12 protein-coding genes are annotated in these 16267 nt (G+C 71.5%); 9 read left to right on the top strand and 3 right to left on the bottom strand.

The features are described 5' to 3' along the window. Nucleotides 1–45 precede the first annotated feature (45 nt). Nucleotides 46–759: a class III extradiol dioxygenase subunit B-like domain-containing protein gene (locus tag M878_RS60205; RefSeq protein WP_023546171.1), complete on the top strand. Its 714-nt coding sequence runs from the start codon at nucleotides 46–48 to the stop codon at nucleotides 757–759. Between the two features lie 197 nt (nucleotides 760–956). Here the strand turns inward: M878_RS60205 and M878_RS60200 are convergent, their stop codons facing one another. Both M878_RS60200 and M878_RS60195 read right to left on the bottom strand, forming a co-directional pair. Continuing rightward, the gene (locus M878_RS60200) at nucleotides 957–1241 is read right to left on the bottom strand and encodes an antitoxin (protein WP_023546170.1); all 285 of its coding nucleotides are present in this window, start codon (nucleotides 1239–1241) and stop codon (nucleotides 957–959) included. Nucleotides 1242–1265: 24 nt separating this feature from the next. Next, nucleotides 1266–1559, bottom strand: coding sequence for a hypothetical protein (locus M878_RS60195; protein WP_023546169.1), 294 nt, complete (start codon nucleotides 1557–1559; stop codon nucleotides 1266–1268). A gap of 183 nt (nucleotides 1560–1742) precedes the next feature. Between M878_RS60195 and miaA the strand changes: the two genes are divergently transcribed. The 6 genes from miaA (at nucleotide 1743) to hflX (ending at nucleotide 10667) form a co-directional block, all read left to right on the top strand. Continuing rightward, the gene (miaA, locus tag M878_RS60190; RefSeq protein ID WP_023546168.1) at nucleotides 1743–2681 is read left to right on the top strand and encodes a tRNA (adenosine(37)-N6)-dimethylallyltransferase MiaA; all 939 of its coding nucleotides are present in this window, start codon (nucleotides 1743–1745) and stop codon (nucleotides 2679–2681) included. 281 nt (nucleotides 2682–2962) lie between these two features. After that, nucleotides 2963–3487 (top strand): hypothetical protein, encoded by a 525-nt coding sequence (locus M878_RS000000101390; protein WP_425347928.1) that lies wholly within the window; start codon nucleotides 2963–2965, stop codon nucleotides 3485–3487. 165 nt (nucleotides 3488–3652) lie between these two features. After that, on the top strand, nucleotides 3653–4522 hold the full coding sequence (dapF, locus tag M878_RS60180) for a diaminopimelate epimerase (protein WP_023546166.1): 870 nt from the start codon (nucleotides 3653–3655) through the stop codon (nucleotides 4520–4522). Nucleotides 4523–4805: 283 nt separating this feature from the next. Further along, nucleotides 4806–7145 carry a RelA/SpoT family protein gene (locus M878_RS60175; RefSeq protein ID WP_023546165.1) on the top strand — a complete coding sequence of 780 codons (2340 nt, stop codon included), beginning with the start codon at nucleotides 4806–4808 and terminating at the stop codon, nucleotides 7143–7145. A gap of 212 nt (nucleotides 7146–7357) precedes the next feature. After that, nucleotides 7358–9013 carry a M1 family metallopeptidase gene (locus M878_RS60170; RefSeq protein WP_023546164.1) on the top strand — a complete coding sequence of 552 codons (1656 nt, stop codon included), beginning with the start codon at nucleotides 7358–7360 and terminating at the stop codon, nucleotides 9011–9013. A gap of 160 nt (nucleotides 9014–9173) precedes the next feature. Then, nucleotides 9174–10667, top strand: a complete 1494-nt coding sequence (gene hflX, locus M878_RS60165; RefSeq protein WP_023546163.1) for a GTPase HflX — start codon at nucleotides 9174–9176, stop codon at nucleotides 10665–10667. Nucleotides 10668–10888: 221 nt separating this feature from the next. Here the strand turns inward: hflX and M878_RS60160 are convergent, their stop codons facing one another. Beyond that, nucleotides 10889–12112 carry a trypsin-like serine peptidase gene (locus M878_RS60160; protein ID WP_023546162.1) on the bottom strand — a complete coding sequence of 408 codons (1224 nt, stop codon included), beginning with the start codon at nucleotides 12110–12112 and terminating at the stop codon, nucleotides 10889–10891. A 463-nt stretch (nucleotides 12113–12575) separates the two neighbouring features. Here M878_RS60160 and M878_RS60155 point away from each other — a divergent pair, with 463 nt between their 5' ends. Continuing rightward, on the top strand, nucleotides 12576–14000 hold the full coding sequence (locus M878_RS60155; RefSeq protein WP_106962695.1) for a diaminobutyrate--2-oxoglutarate transaminase family protein: 1425 nt from the start codon (nucleotides 12576–12578) through the stop codon (nucleotides 13998–14000). Between the two features lie 171 nt (nucleotides 14001–14171). Next, nucleotides 14172–16241, top strand: a complete 2070-nt coding sequence (locus tag M878_RS60150; protein ID WP_023546160.1) for an IucA/IucC family protein — start codon at nucleotides 14172–14174, stop codon at nucleotides 16239–16241. The last annotated feature ends 26 nt before the right edge of the window (nucleotides 16242–16267 follow it).

Raw genomic sequence — 16267 nt, 5'->3', positions numbered from 1 at the left:
CATCGAGAGCTGAGCCGGGCGTCGAACGGCGTTACCCTGCCGATCATGCTTGTCTCCGCCGCTGTCTGTCCCTGCCCTCCGCTGCTCGTGCCCGAGGTCGCCGCGGGCGCCGCGCCCGAAATGGACGCCGCGCGCGCGGCGTGCTCGGACGCGCTCGGTGTGCTCGCGGCCGCCCGCCCGGACCTCCTGGTCGTGGTCGGGCCCGCCGAGCAGAGCGGGCGCGGATCGTTTCCGCAAGGCGCCCGGGGATCCTTCCGCGGGTTCGGGGTCGACCTCGACGTACGCCTCGGGCCCGCGACGGACGCCCCGGGCGAGCGCGAGCTGCCGCCCTCGCTCGCCGTGGGTGCGTGGCTGCTGGAGCGGACCGGCTGGGCGGATGCCCCGATCGAGGGACTCGGGATCGGGGAAGCGCTCGCGCCCGAGCGGTGCGGCGACGTCGGACGGGAGACCGGCGCGCGAGCCGGGCGGGTGGCGCTGCTCGTGATGGGAGACGCCAGCGCGTGCCGCACGGTCAAGGCGCCGGGCTACCTGGACGAGCGGGCGGCACCCTTCGACGCGGAGGTCGCACGGGCGCTGGGCACGGCGGACCTGCCGGCCATCCGTGCGCTGGACCCCGAGCTGGCCCAAGAACTGAAGGCCTCCGGCCGGGCCCCCTGGCAGGTCCTGGCCGGCGCGGCCGAGAACACGGCCCTCAGCGGCTCACTGCTGTACGAGGCCGCGCCGTACGGCGTGGGGTACGTGGTGGCCGCCTGGTCGTAGCGTCGTAGCGGGGTGCGTGGCCGCCGGTCCCTGGTGGTCCTGGTGCGGGGCTGGGCTGGGCTATGCGGATGCGGCGGACGGGACGCTCTCACGCACGCGCCTACGCCGGCGCACGCGCATACGGCGGACGGCCGGGAGCCGGTGTCTGTACGACCGTCCCCGTGACCGTCCGCCGATCCGCATGCCGTTGAGGAGGCTCAGGAAGCCGGTGGCGGGCCCTCCGGCCTGGTGGGGGTCGTCGGGTCGCCGCTGGCCGTGTCCGGGCCGGGACCTTCCTTGTGCGCAAGGCGGTCCATCGCCTCCTTGGCCTTTCCGGTCCCTGCCTGGATCTTGTCGCTGTACTTGCCCTTGGTCCGCTCGTCCACGGCCTTCGCGGCCTTGTCGATGCCGTGCTGGACCTTGTCCCCGTGCTGCCGCGCGAGGTCCGACACCTTGTCCTTGGCCGGACCGAGCTTGGCCTTCATGTTGTCCAACAGACCCATGGTCCACCTTCCCTCACGGGGCAGTTACCTGCGGGCGCCCTCGCCGGCCTCGTTGTCGGCGGCCTCCTCGGCGGACTGCTGCTTGGGGATGCCGGAACCCTCGGACGCGTCGTCTGTGCCGGTGTCCGACGATACCGCCACGTCCTCGCTCCCGTCCCCGGCCGAACCCTTCGCCTCCGCCGACCCGGTCGCCTTCGCCTCCGCCGACTCCGCTTCCGCCGCCTCGGCCGCTTCCGGCTCCGCGCCGGCCTGCGCCTCGGCGGCCGACGCCTCCGGAGCCGGCTTCGACTTACGGAGGAGTCGTGCAAAAACGCCCATATCCACTCCATACGGTACTCGTGCGGGCGAATTCCCGCGTTACCCGGTGCGTACGGTTGCGCCGCCCGGGTCACCGCCTCCAATCTGCAGGAGGGCGGCATCTCGCCTCGGGCAACGACCCGGGACCCCACCCGTCACGTAACTCGTTCGAGGCATGGCCTGGAGGTTTGCGAGACTGGTGCGGTGAGCAGCGCACCCTCCACCCCCCGCGTCATCGCCGTCGTCGGACCCACCGCGGCCGGAAAGTCCGATCTTGGCGTCTTCCTGGCCCAGCAGCTCGGTGGGGAGGTCGTCAACGCCGACTCCATGCAGCTGTACCGAGGGATGGACATCGGCACCGCGAAGCTGACGCCTGAAGAGCGCGGCGGCATACCGCATCACCTGCTCGACATCTGGGACGTGACGATCACCGCCTCCGTCGCCGAGTACCAGAAACTGGCCCGCGCCCGGATCGACGCCCTGCTCGCCGAGGGCCGCTGGCCCATCCTGGTCGGCGGCTCCGGCCTGTACGTCCGCGGAGCCGTCGACAACCTTGAGTTCCCCGGCACCGACCCCGAGGTCCGGGCCCGCCTGGAGGAGGAGCTGGCCCTGCGCGGCTCGGGCGCGCTGCACGCCCGGCTGGCCGCCGCCGACCCCGAGGCCGCCCGCGCGATCCTGCCGAGCAACGGCCGCCGTATCGTCCGGGCGCTCGAAGTGATCGAGATCACCGGTCGGCCCTTCACCGCGAACCTGCCGGGACACGACTCCGTCTACGACACCGTCCAGATCGGCGTCGACGTGGCGCGCCCGGAGCTGGACGAGCGCATCGCGCTGCGCGTCGACCGCATGTGGGAGGCGGGCCTCGTGGACGAGGTGCGCGCACTGGAAGCGCAAGGGTTGCGCGAGGGGCGCACGGCGTCGCGTGCGCTGGGTTACCAGCAGGTGCTCGCCGCGCTCGCCGGGGAGTGCACCGAAGCGGAAGCGCGGGCCGAGACCGTACGTGCGACCAAGCGCTTCGCGCGCCGCCAGGATTCGTGGTTCAGGCGCGATCCCCGGGTGCACTGGCTGAGTGGGGCCGTCGCGGACCGGGGGGAACTTCCGCACCTGGCCCTGGCGTTGGTCGAACGACCGGTTACAGCCTGATCACGTCATGGCATCGGGATGCGCCGCCGGTCATCCCGGCCTTCGGGGCCGTGCCATCATCGAGCTTCGATCGACCAAGTGGAGCCTAGTTGGGAGGGCGCGTGGCGATGGAGGCCGGCCCTCGCGACACCGCACAAAGCGCCGAGCACGTCACCACCGACAGTGACGAACCGAACCGGGGCCAGGACCGTCTGACCGAGGACTGCCTGGGCGAGGACCGTCTGTCCGACGGCCGTGCGCCGGAGGGCCGACTGGTCCAGGACCGGTGGGTCGAGGACCGTATGCCCGAAGGCCGGGTAGTCGAGCAGCGGCTGCCCGAGGGACCCCTACCGGAAGGCCGGCTGGTCGAGGACCCGCTCACCGAGGACCCGCTCACCGAGGCCCGGCTGACCGACGACGGCCCCGATGAGATCCCCGGCGGCGTGACGGCCGACGGGCCGGAGCCCGAGGAGATGTACCCGGGCGGTCCGGAGGTCGAGGTCGAGCTGCGCCCGCAGCGCCGGCTGCGCATCTGGCAGCTCGCTCCGATCGTGGGCCTGTCCGCCGTCGGCTCCCTGATGTTCGCCTTCCCGCTCGCCTTCGACTTCGGTGACAGCGGCGCCGTCATCGCCATGCTGGGCCTGCTGATCTGCTCCTGCGCCGCCGGCTGGGGCATGATGGCCGCCCGCAAGGTGGGCTACACCTGGCCCGGCCTCCCGCCCCGAGGCTCGGCCCGCCGCCCCGACTGGAGGGTCGTACTCGGCTACGCCCTGCTGGTGGCCGTGGTCGTGATCCTGGCGGTGTGGCGGGTGGCAAGGCTCCGCTGAAGCCAACTCTTTCAGGGGCGCCGCGAACTGTGCGATCAGCCATGGACGACCCGCACCGCCCTCACCATCCGCACAGCCCCCACCATCCGCACCGCACCACCACCACCACCGCACCACCACCACCGTCGGCCGAACCCGGCGGAGCGCTCCCGTTACGATCGAGGCATGCGCACCCCCATCCCCTTCCTCAAGGGCCACGGCACCGAGAACGACTTCGTGATCGTCCCGGACCCGGAGAACGCCCTCGACCTGCCCCCGGCCGCCGTCGCCGCCCTGTGCGACCGCCGGGCCGGCATCGGCGGCGACGGGGTGCTGCACGTGGTGCGCTCGGCCGCGCACCCGGAGGCGACGACGATGGCGGCCGAGGCCGAGTGGTTCATGGACTACCGCAACGGCGACGGCTCGGTCGCCGAGATGTGCGGCAACGGAGTCCGTGTGTTCGCGCGCTACCTCCAGCACGCCGGACATGTGGGCGAAGGCGACCTCACGATCGCCACGCGCGCGGGCGTGAAGACCGTCCACCTCGCGAAGGACGGCGGCATCGCCGTCGGCATGGGCCGCGCCCGTCTGCCGGAGGGCGAGGTCACGGTGAGCGTCGGTGAGCACAGCTGGCCCGCCCGCAACGTGAACATGGGCAACCCGCACGCGGTCGCGTTCGTCGACGACCTCGCGCAGGCCGGCAACCTGTACGACCCGCCGCCGTTCAGCCCGGCAGCGGCCTACCCCGAAGGGGTCAACGTCGAGTTCGTCGTCGACCGCGGCCCCCGCCACGTCGCCATGCGCGTGCACGAGCGCGGCTCCGGTGAGACCCGCTCGTGCGGCACGGGCGCGTGCGCCGTCGCCGTGGCCGCCGCCCGGCGCGACGGCGCCGACCCGGCCGTCACCGGTACGCCGGCCACGTACACCGTCGACCTGCCCGGCGGCCGCCTCGTCATCACCGAACGGCCCGACGGCGAGATCGAGATGACCGGACCTGCCGTGATCGTCGCCGAGGGCGAGATCGACGGCGAATGGCTGGAAAACGCGCTTCGCTGACCAGGCGCGACCACGAACACAACGTCACTTGGCGCCCGGAGCAGCGGATTCCGGTGGCCGGAGGTGTTCGAAACCGCGGACGACCCCAGGGCATGTGGCGCAAACCCTAAACCTCTTTTGCATCGCTCGAATGGGTGATCCGTTTCACGCTCGGCGAGAGGCGGTCTGTCGGGCGTGGTGGGCTCGATAGCATCAAGCACCGGCACGGACGGGGGAACGTCGCCATCCCTGAGCCGCGTACGCCCTGGGGCCCCGTCCGCCGGTCCACGAGCCGGAGGTGCCCATGAGTGCGGAGGCCACGAACCCTGCGTCCCCTGGCCCGGTAGCCCCCACGGCGTCCGCGGCGGCCACCGCCCCCGCGGTGCCCAGGGCGGACCGCAGGAAGTCCCGGCCCCGGATCGATCTGCGCAGGCTCGGCCGGGCCGCGCTGCTCGGCCCCGCCGTCCGCGGCAAGTTGCCCGACGCGATCGGCCATGTCGTGGAGGCGCACCGCGCCCATCACCCCGACGCGGACCTCGACCCGCTGCGCCGCGCCTACGTCCTCGCGGAGTCCTCGCACCGCGGCCAGATGCGCAAGAGCGGCGAGCCGTACATCACTCACCCGCTCGCCGTGACCCTGATCCTCGCCGAACTCGGCGCCGAGACCACGACGTTGACGGCATCCCTGCTCCACGACACCGTCGAGGACACCGATGTGACGCTGGATCAGGTGCGGGAACAGTTCGGCGAGGAGGTTCGTTATCTGGTCGACGGGGTGACGAAACTGGAGAAGGTCGACTACGGAGCCGCCGCCGAGCCGGAGACCTTCCGCAAGATGCTCGTCGCCACCGGCAGCGACGTGCGCGTGATGTCGATCAAACTCGCCGACCGCCTGCACAACATGCGCACCCTCGGCGTGATGCGCCCGGAGAAACAGGCCCGGATCGCCAAGGTCACCCGCGACGTCCTCATCCCGCTCGCCGAGCGCCTCGGCGTGCAGGCCCTGAAGACCGAGATGGAGGACCTGGTCTTCGCCATCCTCCACCCCGAGGAGTACGAGCACACCCGCGAGCTCATCGCCGACAATGCCGCCCGCCCGGACGACCCGCTCGCCGAAGTCGCCGACGAGATGCGCAGGGTGCTGCGCGAGGCCGGCATCCAGGCCGAAGTCCTCATCCGCCCCCGGCACTTCGTCTCCGTCCACCGCGTGGCCCGCAAGCGCGGACAGCTGCGCGGCACCGACTTCGGCCGCCTGCTCGTGCTGGTGCACGAGGACGCCGACTGTTACGGCGTCCTCGGCGAACTGCACACCTGTATGACACCGGTCGTCTCGGAGTTCAAGGACTTCATCGCCGTACCGAAGTTCAACCTGTACCAGTCGCTGCACACCGCCGTCGCCGTCCCCCAGGCTCGAACCGACTCGCCCGGGGGCACCCCCATCGCCGCCCAGGTCGTCGAAGTCCTCATCCGCACCCACCAGATGCACAAGGTCGCGGAGGCGGGCGTCATCGCCCTCGGCAACCCGTACGCCCCGGCGCCCGATGCCACCGCTTCCGATGCCACCGCTTCCGGTGCCACCGTCTCCGATGCCAGCGCTTCCGACGCCCCCGCCGACGGCGAGCGCGCCGACCCCACCCGCCCCGGCTGGCTCTCCCGCCTCCTCGACTGGCAGGAGGCCGCGCCCGATCCCGACACCTTCTGGTCCACCCTGCGCGAGGACCTCGCGCAGGACCGCGAGATCACGGTCTTCCGTCCGGACGGCGGCACGCTCGGCCTGCCCGAGGGCGCCACGTGCGTGGACGCCGCCTACGCCCAGTACGGCGAGGACGCGCACGCCTGCATCGGCGCCCGCGTCAACAGCCGTCTGGCCACCCTCAGTACCGTCCTGAAGGACGGAGACACCGTCCAGCTCCTGATGGGCCAGGACCCCGCCTCCGAGCCCTCCCGTGAATGGCTGGAGCACGCCCACACCCCGGCCGCCCGCATCGCCATCCAGCGCTGGCTCGCGACGCATCCGAGCGGCGGCAGCGGGACGGACGACGGGAGCGGCCCCCGCAGCGAACCCGCCGAGGCCACCGCCTCCCAGCGCTCCGCGGGCGGCTCGCGCGCCGATGCCGCCGGGGCCACCGCCTCCGCCGATGCCCCGGGGGGAGCCGCCCCTGCCGAGCGCACCTCCGCAGCCCGCCCCAGAGGAGCCGACGTCCTGGTGGACCGGCCCGGAGCCGCCGTGCGGCTCGCCGGGTGCTGTACGCCCGTACCGCCGGACGAGATCACCGGCTTCGCGGTACGCGGGGGAGTGGTGACCGTGCACCGGCTGGAGTGCGCCTCGGTGGCGCACATGAAGGGCCGAGGGCGCACCGAGCTGGGCGTGCGCTGGGGGGACACCAGCGAGTGCCGGGTCACGCTGGTCGCTGAATCGTTCGGCCGCCCCCATCTGCTCGCCGACCTCACCGAGGCGATCTCCTCCACGGGTGTCGACATCGTCTCGGCCACCGTCGAACCGCCCAGCCAGCAGCGGGTGCGGCACACGTACACCCTCCAACTCCCGGACGCGGCCCACCTCCCGGCCCTCATGCGTGCCATGCGGGACGTCCCGGGCGTGTACGACGTGTCCCGCGCCCAGCACCAGGCCCCGCCCTCCTGAGCGACGCGGTGTGAGACATGGGTGTGAGACGGGCTGCGGCGGGTCCCTGCCTCGTACTGCTGGATCTGAGGCCACCCGACTTGATCCGGGGCCGCCCGACTTGGTGGGAAGCCCGTCCGACCGTGTACAGAAGGCCGTGGAGCCGAACCCGTTCGGGTGGGCCGGGCGCGCGTCGCCGTCGTAGCACGGGAGGGCACTGGTAGCGGTGGTCCATGCTGCTCACCCCCCGCGCCACGCGCCGCACCCGCACCCAGTCCCCGTCCCGGACCCGGCCGCGGATCTCCCGGCACCGGAAGGCGGCCCTGCTCGCCTCCGCCGTCTCCGTCTGCCTCCTCGCCGCCTCGTCCCCGGCCCAGCCCCTCGGCATCGGCGACCGGCTCTTCCCGTACCTGGGCAACCCGGGCTACGACGTGGCGTCGTACGACGTGTCCTTCACCTATCCCGGCACCAACGACAAGCCGCTCCAGGCCGTCACCACCATCTCCGCCAAGACCACCGCCGACCTGGAGCGGATCAACCTCGACTTCGCGCACGGCACCGTGCAGTCGGTCGAGGTCGACGGGCATCCCGCGGAATTCACCAGCGCCGGCGAGGATCTGGTCGTCACCCCGGAGCACCCCCTCTCCGAGGGCAGCTGGACCCGGATCACGGTGAAGCACACCAGCGATCCCGTCGCCGCCAAGGGTCAGGAAGGCGGCTGGGTGCGCACCACCGACGGCCTCGCCATGGCCAATCAGGCCGACGCCGCCCACCTGGTCTTCCCGTGCAACGACCATCCGTCCGACAAGGCGATGTTCACCTTCCACGTCACCGCCCCGAAGGGCTACACGGTCGTGGCCAACGGCGTGCCCACCGGAACGGAGCAGGCCGGCTCCGCCACCACCTGGACCTACCGCACCCGGCACCCCATGGCCACCGAACTCGCCCAGGTCTCCATCGGCCACTCCGCCGTGCTGCACCGTGCGGGCCCGCGCGGGCTGGCGGTCCGCGACGTCGTGCCCAGCGCCGACCGCAAGGCCCTCCAGCCGTGGCTCGACAAGACGCCCGCCCAGATCGCCTGGATGGAGAGCAAGGTCGGTACGTACCCCTTCGAGACGTACGGCGTGCTCATGGCCCAGGCCTCGACCGGGTTCGAGCTGGAGACGCAGACCCTCTCGCTCTTCGAGAAGGACCTCTTCACCGAGCCCGCCTACCCCAAGTGGTACATCGAGTCGATCATGGTGCACGAGCTGTCCCACCAGTGGTTCGGCGACAGCGTCAGCCCCCGGACCTGGTCCGACGTCTGGCTGAACGAGGGGCACGCCACCTGGTACGAGGCCCTGTACGCCGAGGAGACCGCGCACCGCCCCATGGTGGACCGGATGAAGGCCGCGTACACCGCATCCGACGGCTGGCGTGCGGCCGGCGGCCCGCCCGCCCTGCCCAAGGCGGCCGCCCCCGGCCAGAAGATCTCCATCTTCCGGCCCAACATCTACGACGGCGCGGCCCTCGTCCTCTACGCCCTGCGGCAGGAGATCGGCAAGCCGGCCTTCGAGCAGCTGGAGCGCGCGTGGGTCCAGGAACACCGGGACTCCACGGCCTCCACCGCCGACTTCATCCGGCTGGCCTCGACGGTCTCCGGCCGCGACCTGAGCGGCTTCCTCAAGGGCTGGCTGTACGACGAGAAGACCCCGCCGATGCCCGGCCACCCGGACTGGAAGTCGGCGGATCCCACGAAGGCGCCGAAAGCGGGCCGGCAGCCGTCGGGACCGGGCGCGTCGCCGAGAGCGGGCCGGAAATCACCGGGCCCGGTCACGTCGCCGAAATCGAGCCGGAAGGTCTCGGACCCGGTCGCGTCGCCGGGAGCGGCCGAGCCGCAGACCCGGTGATAACACGGTGACGAGACGTGCCGCCTCGTGCGACCATCTTCGGGTCGGCACGAGACGGCACACGGGAATCTCCCGGGGTGCTCGTGCGTTGAACCTCTGAGCGGTCCGGCAGGACCGCGGTACCGACGCCCTGACGGCATCCCATCGACGTAAGGATCCAATGACCTCCTCTTCTTCCCCTTCCCAGGACACCAAGCGCCTCGCGCACGCCTATCCCGAGGGTCTTCGGGCCGATGCCCTGATGGAAGAGGACGTCGCCTGGAGCTACGAGATCGACGGCGAGCGGGACGGCGACCAGTTCGACCGCTCCGAGCGCGCGGCCCTGCGCCGCGTGGCGGGCCTGTCCACCGAGCTGGAGGACGTCACCGAGGTCGAGTACCGCCAGCTCCGCCTGGAGCGGGTCGTGCTCGTCGGCGTGTGGACCACCGGCACCGTGCAGGACGCGGACAACTCCCTCGCGGAGCTGGCCGCCCTCGCCGAGACCGCGGGCGCGCTCGTGCTCGACGGCGTCATCCAGCGCCGCGACAAGCCCGACCCGGCCACCTACATCGGTTCCGGCAAGGCCCAGGAGCTGCGCGACATCGTCATCGAAACGGGCGCGGACACCGTCATCTGCGACGGTGAGCTGAGCCCCGGCCAGCTGATCCAGCTGGAGGACGTCGTCAAGGTCAAGGTCATCGACCGTACGGCCCTGATCCTGGACATCTTCGCCCAGCACGCCAAGTCCCGCGAGGGCAAGGCGCAGGTCGCGCTCGCGCAGATGCAGTACATGCTGCCGAGACTGCGCGGCTGGGGTCAGTCGCTGTCCCGTCAGATGGGCGGCGGCAAGGGCGGCGGCCTCGCCACCCGTGGCCCCGGTGAGACCAAGATCGAGACGGACCGGCGGCGGATCCGCGAGAAGATGGCGAAGATGCGCCGGGAGATCGCGGAGATGAAGACCGGCCGCGAGATCAAGCGCCAGGAGCGCCGGCGACACAAGGTGCCGTCCGTCGCCATCGCGGGCTACACCAACGCCGGCAAGTCCTCCCTGCTCAACCGCCTCACGGGCGCCGGCGTCCTGGTCGAGAACGCCCTGTTCGCGACCCTGGACCCGACCGTCCGCCGCGCGGAGACACCGAGCGGCCGGCTGTACACCCTGGCCGACACGGTCGGCTTCGTCCGGCATCTGCCGCACCACCTGGTCGAGGCGTTCCGCTCCACCATGGAGGAGGTCGGTGACGCCGACCTGATCCTGCACGTGGTGGACGGCTCGCACCCGGTGCCGGAGGAGCAGCTGGCCGCCGTGCGCGAGGTGATCCGGGACGTCGGCGCCACCGACGTGCCCGAGATCGTCGTGATCAACAAGGCGGACGCGGCCGACCCGCTGGTCCTCCAGAGGCTGCTCAGGGTCGAGAAGCGCTCGATCGCCGTCTCGGCCCGCACCGGCCGCGGCATCGAGGAACTGATCGGCCTGATCGACAACGAGCTGCCGCGCCCGTCGGTCGAGATCGAGGCGCTCGTGCCGTACACCCACGGCAAGCTCGTCGCCCGCGCCCACACCGAGGGTGAGGTGATCTCCGAGGAGCACACCGCGGAGGGCACCCTGCTCAAGGTCCGGGTGCACGAGGAACTGGCGGCGGACCTGGCGCCGTACGTACCGGTGCCGACGACCTGACGACAAGGCATGACGAAGGCCCGCTCCCTGTTGGCGCTTTCTAGGGGGCGGGCCTTCAGCGCCCCCTAAGGGGCGCGGGGCCGTATCGATATGCGGCTCCGCCACGATCGGGCTCCCCCGGGTTCGAGCGAAGCCGAGAACTTGGGGGGGGCGGCCCAGCGACGACCGTTGGCCGCCGATGGGCCGCCCCCCCGCAGACGAGATGGCGAAGCCAACCGCCCTTACTGCCCGGCGAACTTCTTGCTCACCGACTGATACACACCCTTGGCCACGTCACCAAACCGCGGACCGGCCAGCCACCCCGAACTCACCGGACCGATGGACGTGTTGGAAACGAGCGCCGGCTTGCCGTCCGCACCGGTCTCCACCCAGCCACCTCCGGAGGAGCCCGCCGTCATCGTGCAGCCGATCCGGTACATCGTCGGGTCCGCCTTGTTGATGGACAGCCGGCCCGGCTTGTCCTTGCACTGGTACAGCAGCTGACCGTCGAACGGCGCCGCCTCCGGATAACCGGACGCGGTGATGGTGCTGACCTTCGGCACGGCAGGCGCGTTGAAGTTCACCGGCAGCGCCCCGCCGACCGTCTCCTCCAGCGACTTGCCGCCGTTGCCCTGCTCCGGCGTCACATGGATCACCGCGTAGTCGTACGAGGCACCGTTGCCGCCGGTCTCACCGCCCTGGTCGATCCACTGCTGCGAGGTCTGCGCCGCGTCGGCCCACCAGACGCCCAACGGGGCGATCTCGGACCTGCTGGCATTCTGCAGCTGGGCGGCCGGCTTGCCGGAGTTGTTGTACGACGGCACGAACGCCATATTGCGGTACCAGCCGCCGTTCTTGCCGGCGTGCACACAGTGACCCGCCGTCCAGACCAGGTTGGACTTGCCCGGGTGCGCGGGGTCCTCCACGACCGTGCCCGAGCACACCATGTGACCCTCGGGGGAGTCGAAGAACACCTTGCCCGAGGTGGCTGCGTTGGTGTGGTACGGCGGCGCGACGGCCTGAGCCTTCACCGGCTGCGGGGTCGGGTCCGTCACGCCCTGGTCACCGGAGATGTCGTTGTCCTTGACACCCTTGTTCGGGTCGTTGGCGTGGCGCATCCGGTTCGGGTCCCACAGGCCCTTGATGATCGGGTTGATGAAGTCGTTGGCCTCGCGCAGCCAGTCCTGCTTGTTCCAGTTCTTCCAGGCGCCGTTCTTCCACTTGTCGAGGTCGATCCCGTGTTCCTTGAGCTTCTGCTTGAGGTCGTCCGGGATCCTGATCTTGCCGTCGCCGGCACCGGCTGCGGTCGCTGAGGCGGTCGGCTTGCCGTCGGCGTTGTCGTCGCCGTTGCAGGCGGTGGCGGTCAGTGCCAGCGCCGAGGCGAGGGTGACCGCCGCGAGCGAGGTGGAGGTGCGGCGGGTGCCCCTCTCTCGCCGAACAGTGAACGACGGTCGTATGGATCGCATGCTCTTGTACTCCCCCTGCTGTGAAGGAATTCGGCGCTTCGGCCGCGCCACCGGCCGCGAACTCATGGTGAGTTCATGCCGGTCTCACGACCGTCTGGGAACGGCGTCCCAGACTATGCGCTTGCTGTGGGGGAGTTCCGACGGAACGGCAACGGTTCGGCTACAAGCCGTCTGACCTGGCCAGTCCTCCATAGATTTACCGATTTGGCGCCCCTTCGCCGCAACCCCCCGTGATCCAAGGGCTCTTCCCCCCTCCGCCAGTCCGCCCTCCTGCGGTGCCTTGTGAAACGTGTCATCTCCCCGCCTTGGAAACGATCTTGCCGGAACCCGTAACCCGTCGAACGGTCCACGGTTGTAGCGGTGGGGGGCCAGCTGCCTGCACCCGGTCCCCGTGGATCAACTCGCCTCTGAACAGCGGGGAGGACAGCGACCGGTGGCCGTTACGGAGTCGATGGCTGGAGGCATGCCCGGGGAAGCGCCGGCTGTGCACGAGGGGATCCTCAGACGCCAGTCGGCGCGTGAATCCTCCGCCCGCACCTATGCCCGGGCCCTGCCCATCGTCCCGGTCCGGGCGCGAGGGTTCACCATCGAGGGAGCCGACGGGCGCCGCTATCTCGACTGCCTCTCCGGCGCCGGCACACTCGCCCTCGGCCACAACCATCCTGTCGTGCTGGAAGCCATCCGCAGGGTCCTCGACTCCGGCGCTCCCCTCTCCGTCCTCGACCTGGCGACCCCTGTCAAGGACGCCTTCATCACCGAGCTGTTCCGCACCCTTCCGCCAGGTCTCGCCGACCGCGCCCGGGTGCAGTTCTGCGGGCCGGCCGGAACCGACGCCGTGGAGGCCGCCCTCAAACTGGTCCGGGCCGCGACCGGCCGCACCGGCCTGTTCGCCTTCACCGGTGCCTACCACGGCATGACCGCCGGCGCCCTGGCCGCTTCCGGCGGCGCCCGTGACACCCGGGTCGCCCGGCTGCCGTATCCGCAGGACTACCGCTGTCCCTTCGGTGTCGGCGGACCGCGCGGCGCCGAACTCGCCGCCCGCTGGACCGAGTCCCTCCTCGACGACCCCAAGTCGGGCGTGCCCCTGCCCGCCGGGATGATCCTCGAACCCGTCCAGGGCGAGGGCGGAGTGATCCCCGGACCGGACGACTGGCTGCGCCGTATGCGGCAGCTCACCGCGGCCCGGTCCATCCCGCTGATCGCCGACGAGATCCAGACCGGTGTCGGCAGGACGGGCGCCTTCTGGGCCGTCGACCACAGCGGCATCACCCCCGACGTCATGGTCCTGTCCAAAGCCATCGGCGGCAGCCTCCCGCTGGCCGTGATCGTCTACCGCGACGATCTCGACGTCTGGCAACCCGGCGCCCACGCGGGAACCTTCCGCGGCAACCAACTCGCCATGGCGGCGGGCACCGCGACCCTCACCCATGTGCGGGAGAACAGGCTCGCCGAACGAGCCGCCGCCCTCGGCGCCCGCATGCTCGGTCAACTCGGGGAGCTGGCCGACACGTTCGCGTGCGTGGGGGAGGTACGGGGGCGTGGGCTGATGATCGGGGTCGAGCTGGTGGACCCGGAAGGCGCCCGAGCCGCACCCGACGACCATCACCTCACATCCTCCGGCCCGGAGCCCACCCGCACCCCGCACCCGGCCGCGCCCGAACTCGCCGCGGCCGTTCAGCGGGAGTGTCTCCAGCGCGGATTGATCGTCGAACTCGGCGGTCGTCACTCGGCCGTGGTCCGGCTGCTTCCCCCGCTCACGATCAGCGACGAGCAGGCGGCAGCCGTTCTGGACCGCCTGGCGGACGCGGTCGCGGCGGTGGCCCGCACGCACGAGGAACACGGCCCACACCGCAGCCCACACCACGGCCCTGCCCAGCCCACCGGCTGACAGCCCCAGCCCTCTCGTGCCCGCCCGCTCTCCCCGCCGACCTGGTCCTCCGCCGCATCCGACCCCACCGTCGACGCCACCGAGGCCACCGAGACAACTGCCGGCAACGGGGAAGGACGACCGAGCGGCAGCACGAGCCCCGCACCACCCAGTCGGCCACGAGGAGTCGTCATGAACGCCACCCCCACTCCCGACGGCAGCTCCGGTGCCCCCGACGAACAGGGAGACTCCGGCACCCCGGCCTCTCCCGTGCCGCTCGCCGAGTCGGTTCCCCCGCAGAAGAGGCGCACCGCGGATCTCACCCGAGTGACCGAGCCCGGCGCCGAGCTGCTGGAACACCCCGACCCGCGCACCGCAGCCCAGGCCGCCGCCGTGGAGAACCTGTTGCGGTGCTGGGTACGCGAGACCAGCCTCGCCGCCCCCGTCAACGGCATCCTCCACGTCCCGCTCCCGGCCAGCGGCACCGCCCTGCTCGTGCCGGTCCGCTACTGGTCACCGACCGGCTGGCACCGCTTCGGCCCACCGCGCCTGGTCAGCGCCCCTGAAGCCGCCCCCGCCGTAGACGCCGTCACTTTGGCGGCGCTGCTCACTCGGGAGACGACCGGCGACCCGGGCAGCAGCTCCCGCACCCAGAACCCCACCGCCGACAGCCTCGGCGACGACGGCTGCAGGCGCGACGGCCATGACCCCGCCCACGACGACCCCGGCCACGACGGCCACGGGCGTGACGGTCACAGCCATGACGGCTGCGACCATGGCCACGGCTACGACGGCGACGTCGACCTCGTGGCCCGGGTGGCCGACTCCGTCCGCCGCACCGCGACCTTCATCCACGACCGGCGCGAGGACCCCGCCGACGGCCCCGACCTCTTCCTCTCCGCCGAGCAGGCCCTCCTCCTCGGACATCCCCTGCACCCGACCCCCAAGAGCCGGGACGGCCTGACCGAGGCCGAAACCCGTCTGTACTCACCAGAGTTGCGCGGCTCCTTTCCCCTGCACTGGATGGCTGTCTCCCCCTCCCTCCTCGTCACCGATTCGGCATGGACCGAGCGCGGCCGCCCCGTCCCCGCCGACCACCTCACCCGGCGCCTCGCCGAAACCGGTCTCCCGCTGCCCGACGGCTACGCCGCTCTTCCCCTGCATCCGTGGCAGGCTCGCGAGCTGCGCCACCGCGCACCCGTCGCCGCCCTGCTCGACTCGGGCCTCCTCCGCGACCTCGGCCCCCTCGGGCCCTGCTGGCATCCCACCTCCTCCGTCCGCACGGTCCACCGATCCGGTGTCCCTGCGATGCTCAAGCTGTCGCTCGGCCTGCGCATCACCAACTCCCGCCGGGAGAACCTGCGCAAGGAACTCCATCGGGGAGTCGAGGTGCACCGGCTGCTGCGCACCGGCCTGTCCAAGCAGTGGCAGGCCGTACACCCCTCCTTCGACATCGTCCGCGACCCGGCCTGGCTCGCCGTCGACGGTCCGGACAGGCGGCCCGTCACCGGGTTCGACGTACTGATCAGGCACAATCCGTTCGCGCCGACCGACGATGTCGGCTGCGTCGCCGGACTCGTCTCGCCCCGGCCCGTTTCCGAACCCGGCACCAACTCCCCGACTCAGCAGCCCGCTTGGCCGATCCACTCCCGGCTGGCCCAACTCGTCGGGCGGCTCGCCGCGCGCACCGGCCGGCCCGTCGGTGCCGTTGCCGTGGAGTGGTTTCTCCGGTACCTGGAGCAGGTGGTCCGTCCCGTGCTCTGGCTGGACAGCGAGGCCGGCATCGCCCTCGAAGCCCACCAGCAGAACACGCTGCTCCTGCTCGACCGCGCCGGCTGGCCCGCCGGCGGCCGCTACCGCGACAACCAGGGCTACTACTTCCGCGAGTCCCGGCGCACCGAACTGGATGCCCGGCTGCCAGGTATCGGCGAGCGCAGCGACACCTTCGTCTCCGACGAGGTCACCGACGAACGCTTCGCCTACTACCTCGCCATCAACAATGTGCTCGGTCTGATCGGTGCGTTCGGCTCCCAGCGCCTTGCCGACGAGCGACTCCTCCTCGCGGCCTTCCGCCGCTTCCTTACGGATGTCGCCGCAGGACCCGCCGCACTGCGCACCCCACTGCCCCGCCGCCTGCTCGACTCGCCCGTCCTGCGCTGCAAGGCCAATCTGCTGACCCGGCTGCACGGTCTCGACGAACTCGTCGGCCCGGTCGACACCCAGTCCGTCTATGTCACCATCGCCAACCCCCTTCATTCCTGAGCGAATTGCCCCGTCTCCCCGCACTT

It is taken from the genome of Streptomyces roseochromogenus subsp. oscitans DS 12.976, assembly GCF_000497445.1.
GTDB classification, from domain to species: Bacteria; Actinomycetota; Actinomycetes; order Streptomycetales; family Streptomycetaceae; genus Streptomyces; species Streptomyces oscitans.
Note: the sequence above shows the minus strand (reverse complement) of the source record. Positions and strands in the feature narration are given on the sequence as shown.

Excerpts from the sequence above, each read along its gene's own strand:
- M878_RS60150 (WP_023546160.1), top strand. The coding sequence starts at position 14,172 with ATGAACGCCACCCCCACTCCCGACGGCAGCTCCGGTGCCCCCGACGAA.
- hflX (WP_023546163.1), top strand. The coding sequence starts at position 9,174 with ATGACCTCCTCTTCTTCCCCTTCCCAGGACACCAAGCGCCTCGCGCAC.
- M878_RS60200 (WP_023546170.1), bottom strand. The coding sequence starts at position 1,241 with ATGGGTCTGTTGGACAACATGAAGGCCAAGCTCGGTCCGGCCAAGGAC.
- M878_RS60170 (WP_023546164.1), top strand. The coding sequence starts at position 7,358 with ATGCTGCTCACCCCCCGCGCCACGCGCCGCACCCGCACCCAGTCCCCG.
- M878_RS60205 (WP_023546171.1), top strand. The coding sequence starts at position 46 with ATGCTTGTCTCCGCCGCTGTCTGTCCCTGCCCTCCGCTGCTCGTGCCC.
- M878_RS60175 (WP_023546165.1), top strand. The coding sequence starts at position 4,806 with ATGAGTGCGGAGGCCACGAACCCTGCGTCCCCTGGCCCGGTAGCCCCC.
- M878_RS60155 (WP_106962695.1), top strand. The coding sequence starts at position 12,576 with ATGCCCGGGGAAGCGCCGGCTGTGCACGAGGGGATCCTCAGACGCCAG.
- dapF (WP_023546166.1), top strand. The coding sequence starts at position 3,653 with ATGCGCACCCCCATCCCCTTCCTCAAGGGCCACGGCACCGAGAACGAC.
- M878_RS000000101390 (WP_425347928.1), top strand. The coding sequence starts at position 2,963 with ATGCCCGAAGGCCGGGTAGTCGAGCAGCGGCTGCCCGAGGGACCCCTA.
- M878_RS60160 (WP_023546162.1), bottom strand. The coding sequence starts at position 12,112 with ATGCGATCCATACGACCGTCGTTCACTGTTCGGCGAGAGAGGGGCACC.
- M878_RS60195 (WP_023546169.1), bottom strand. The coding sequence starts at position 1,559 with ATGGGCGTTTTTGCACGACTCCTCCGTAAGTCGAAGCCGGCTCCGGAG.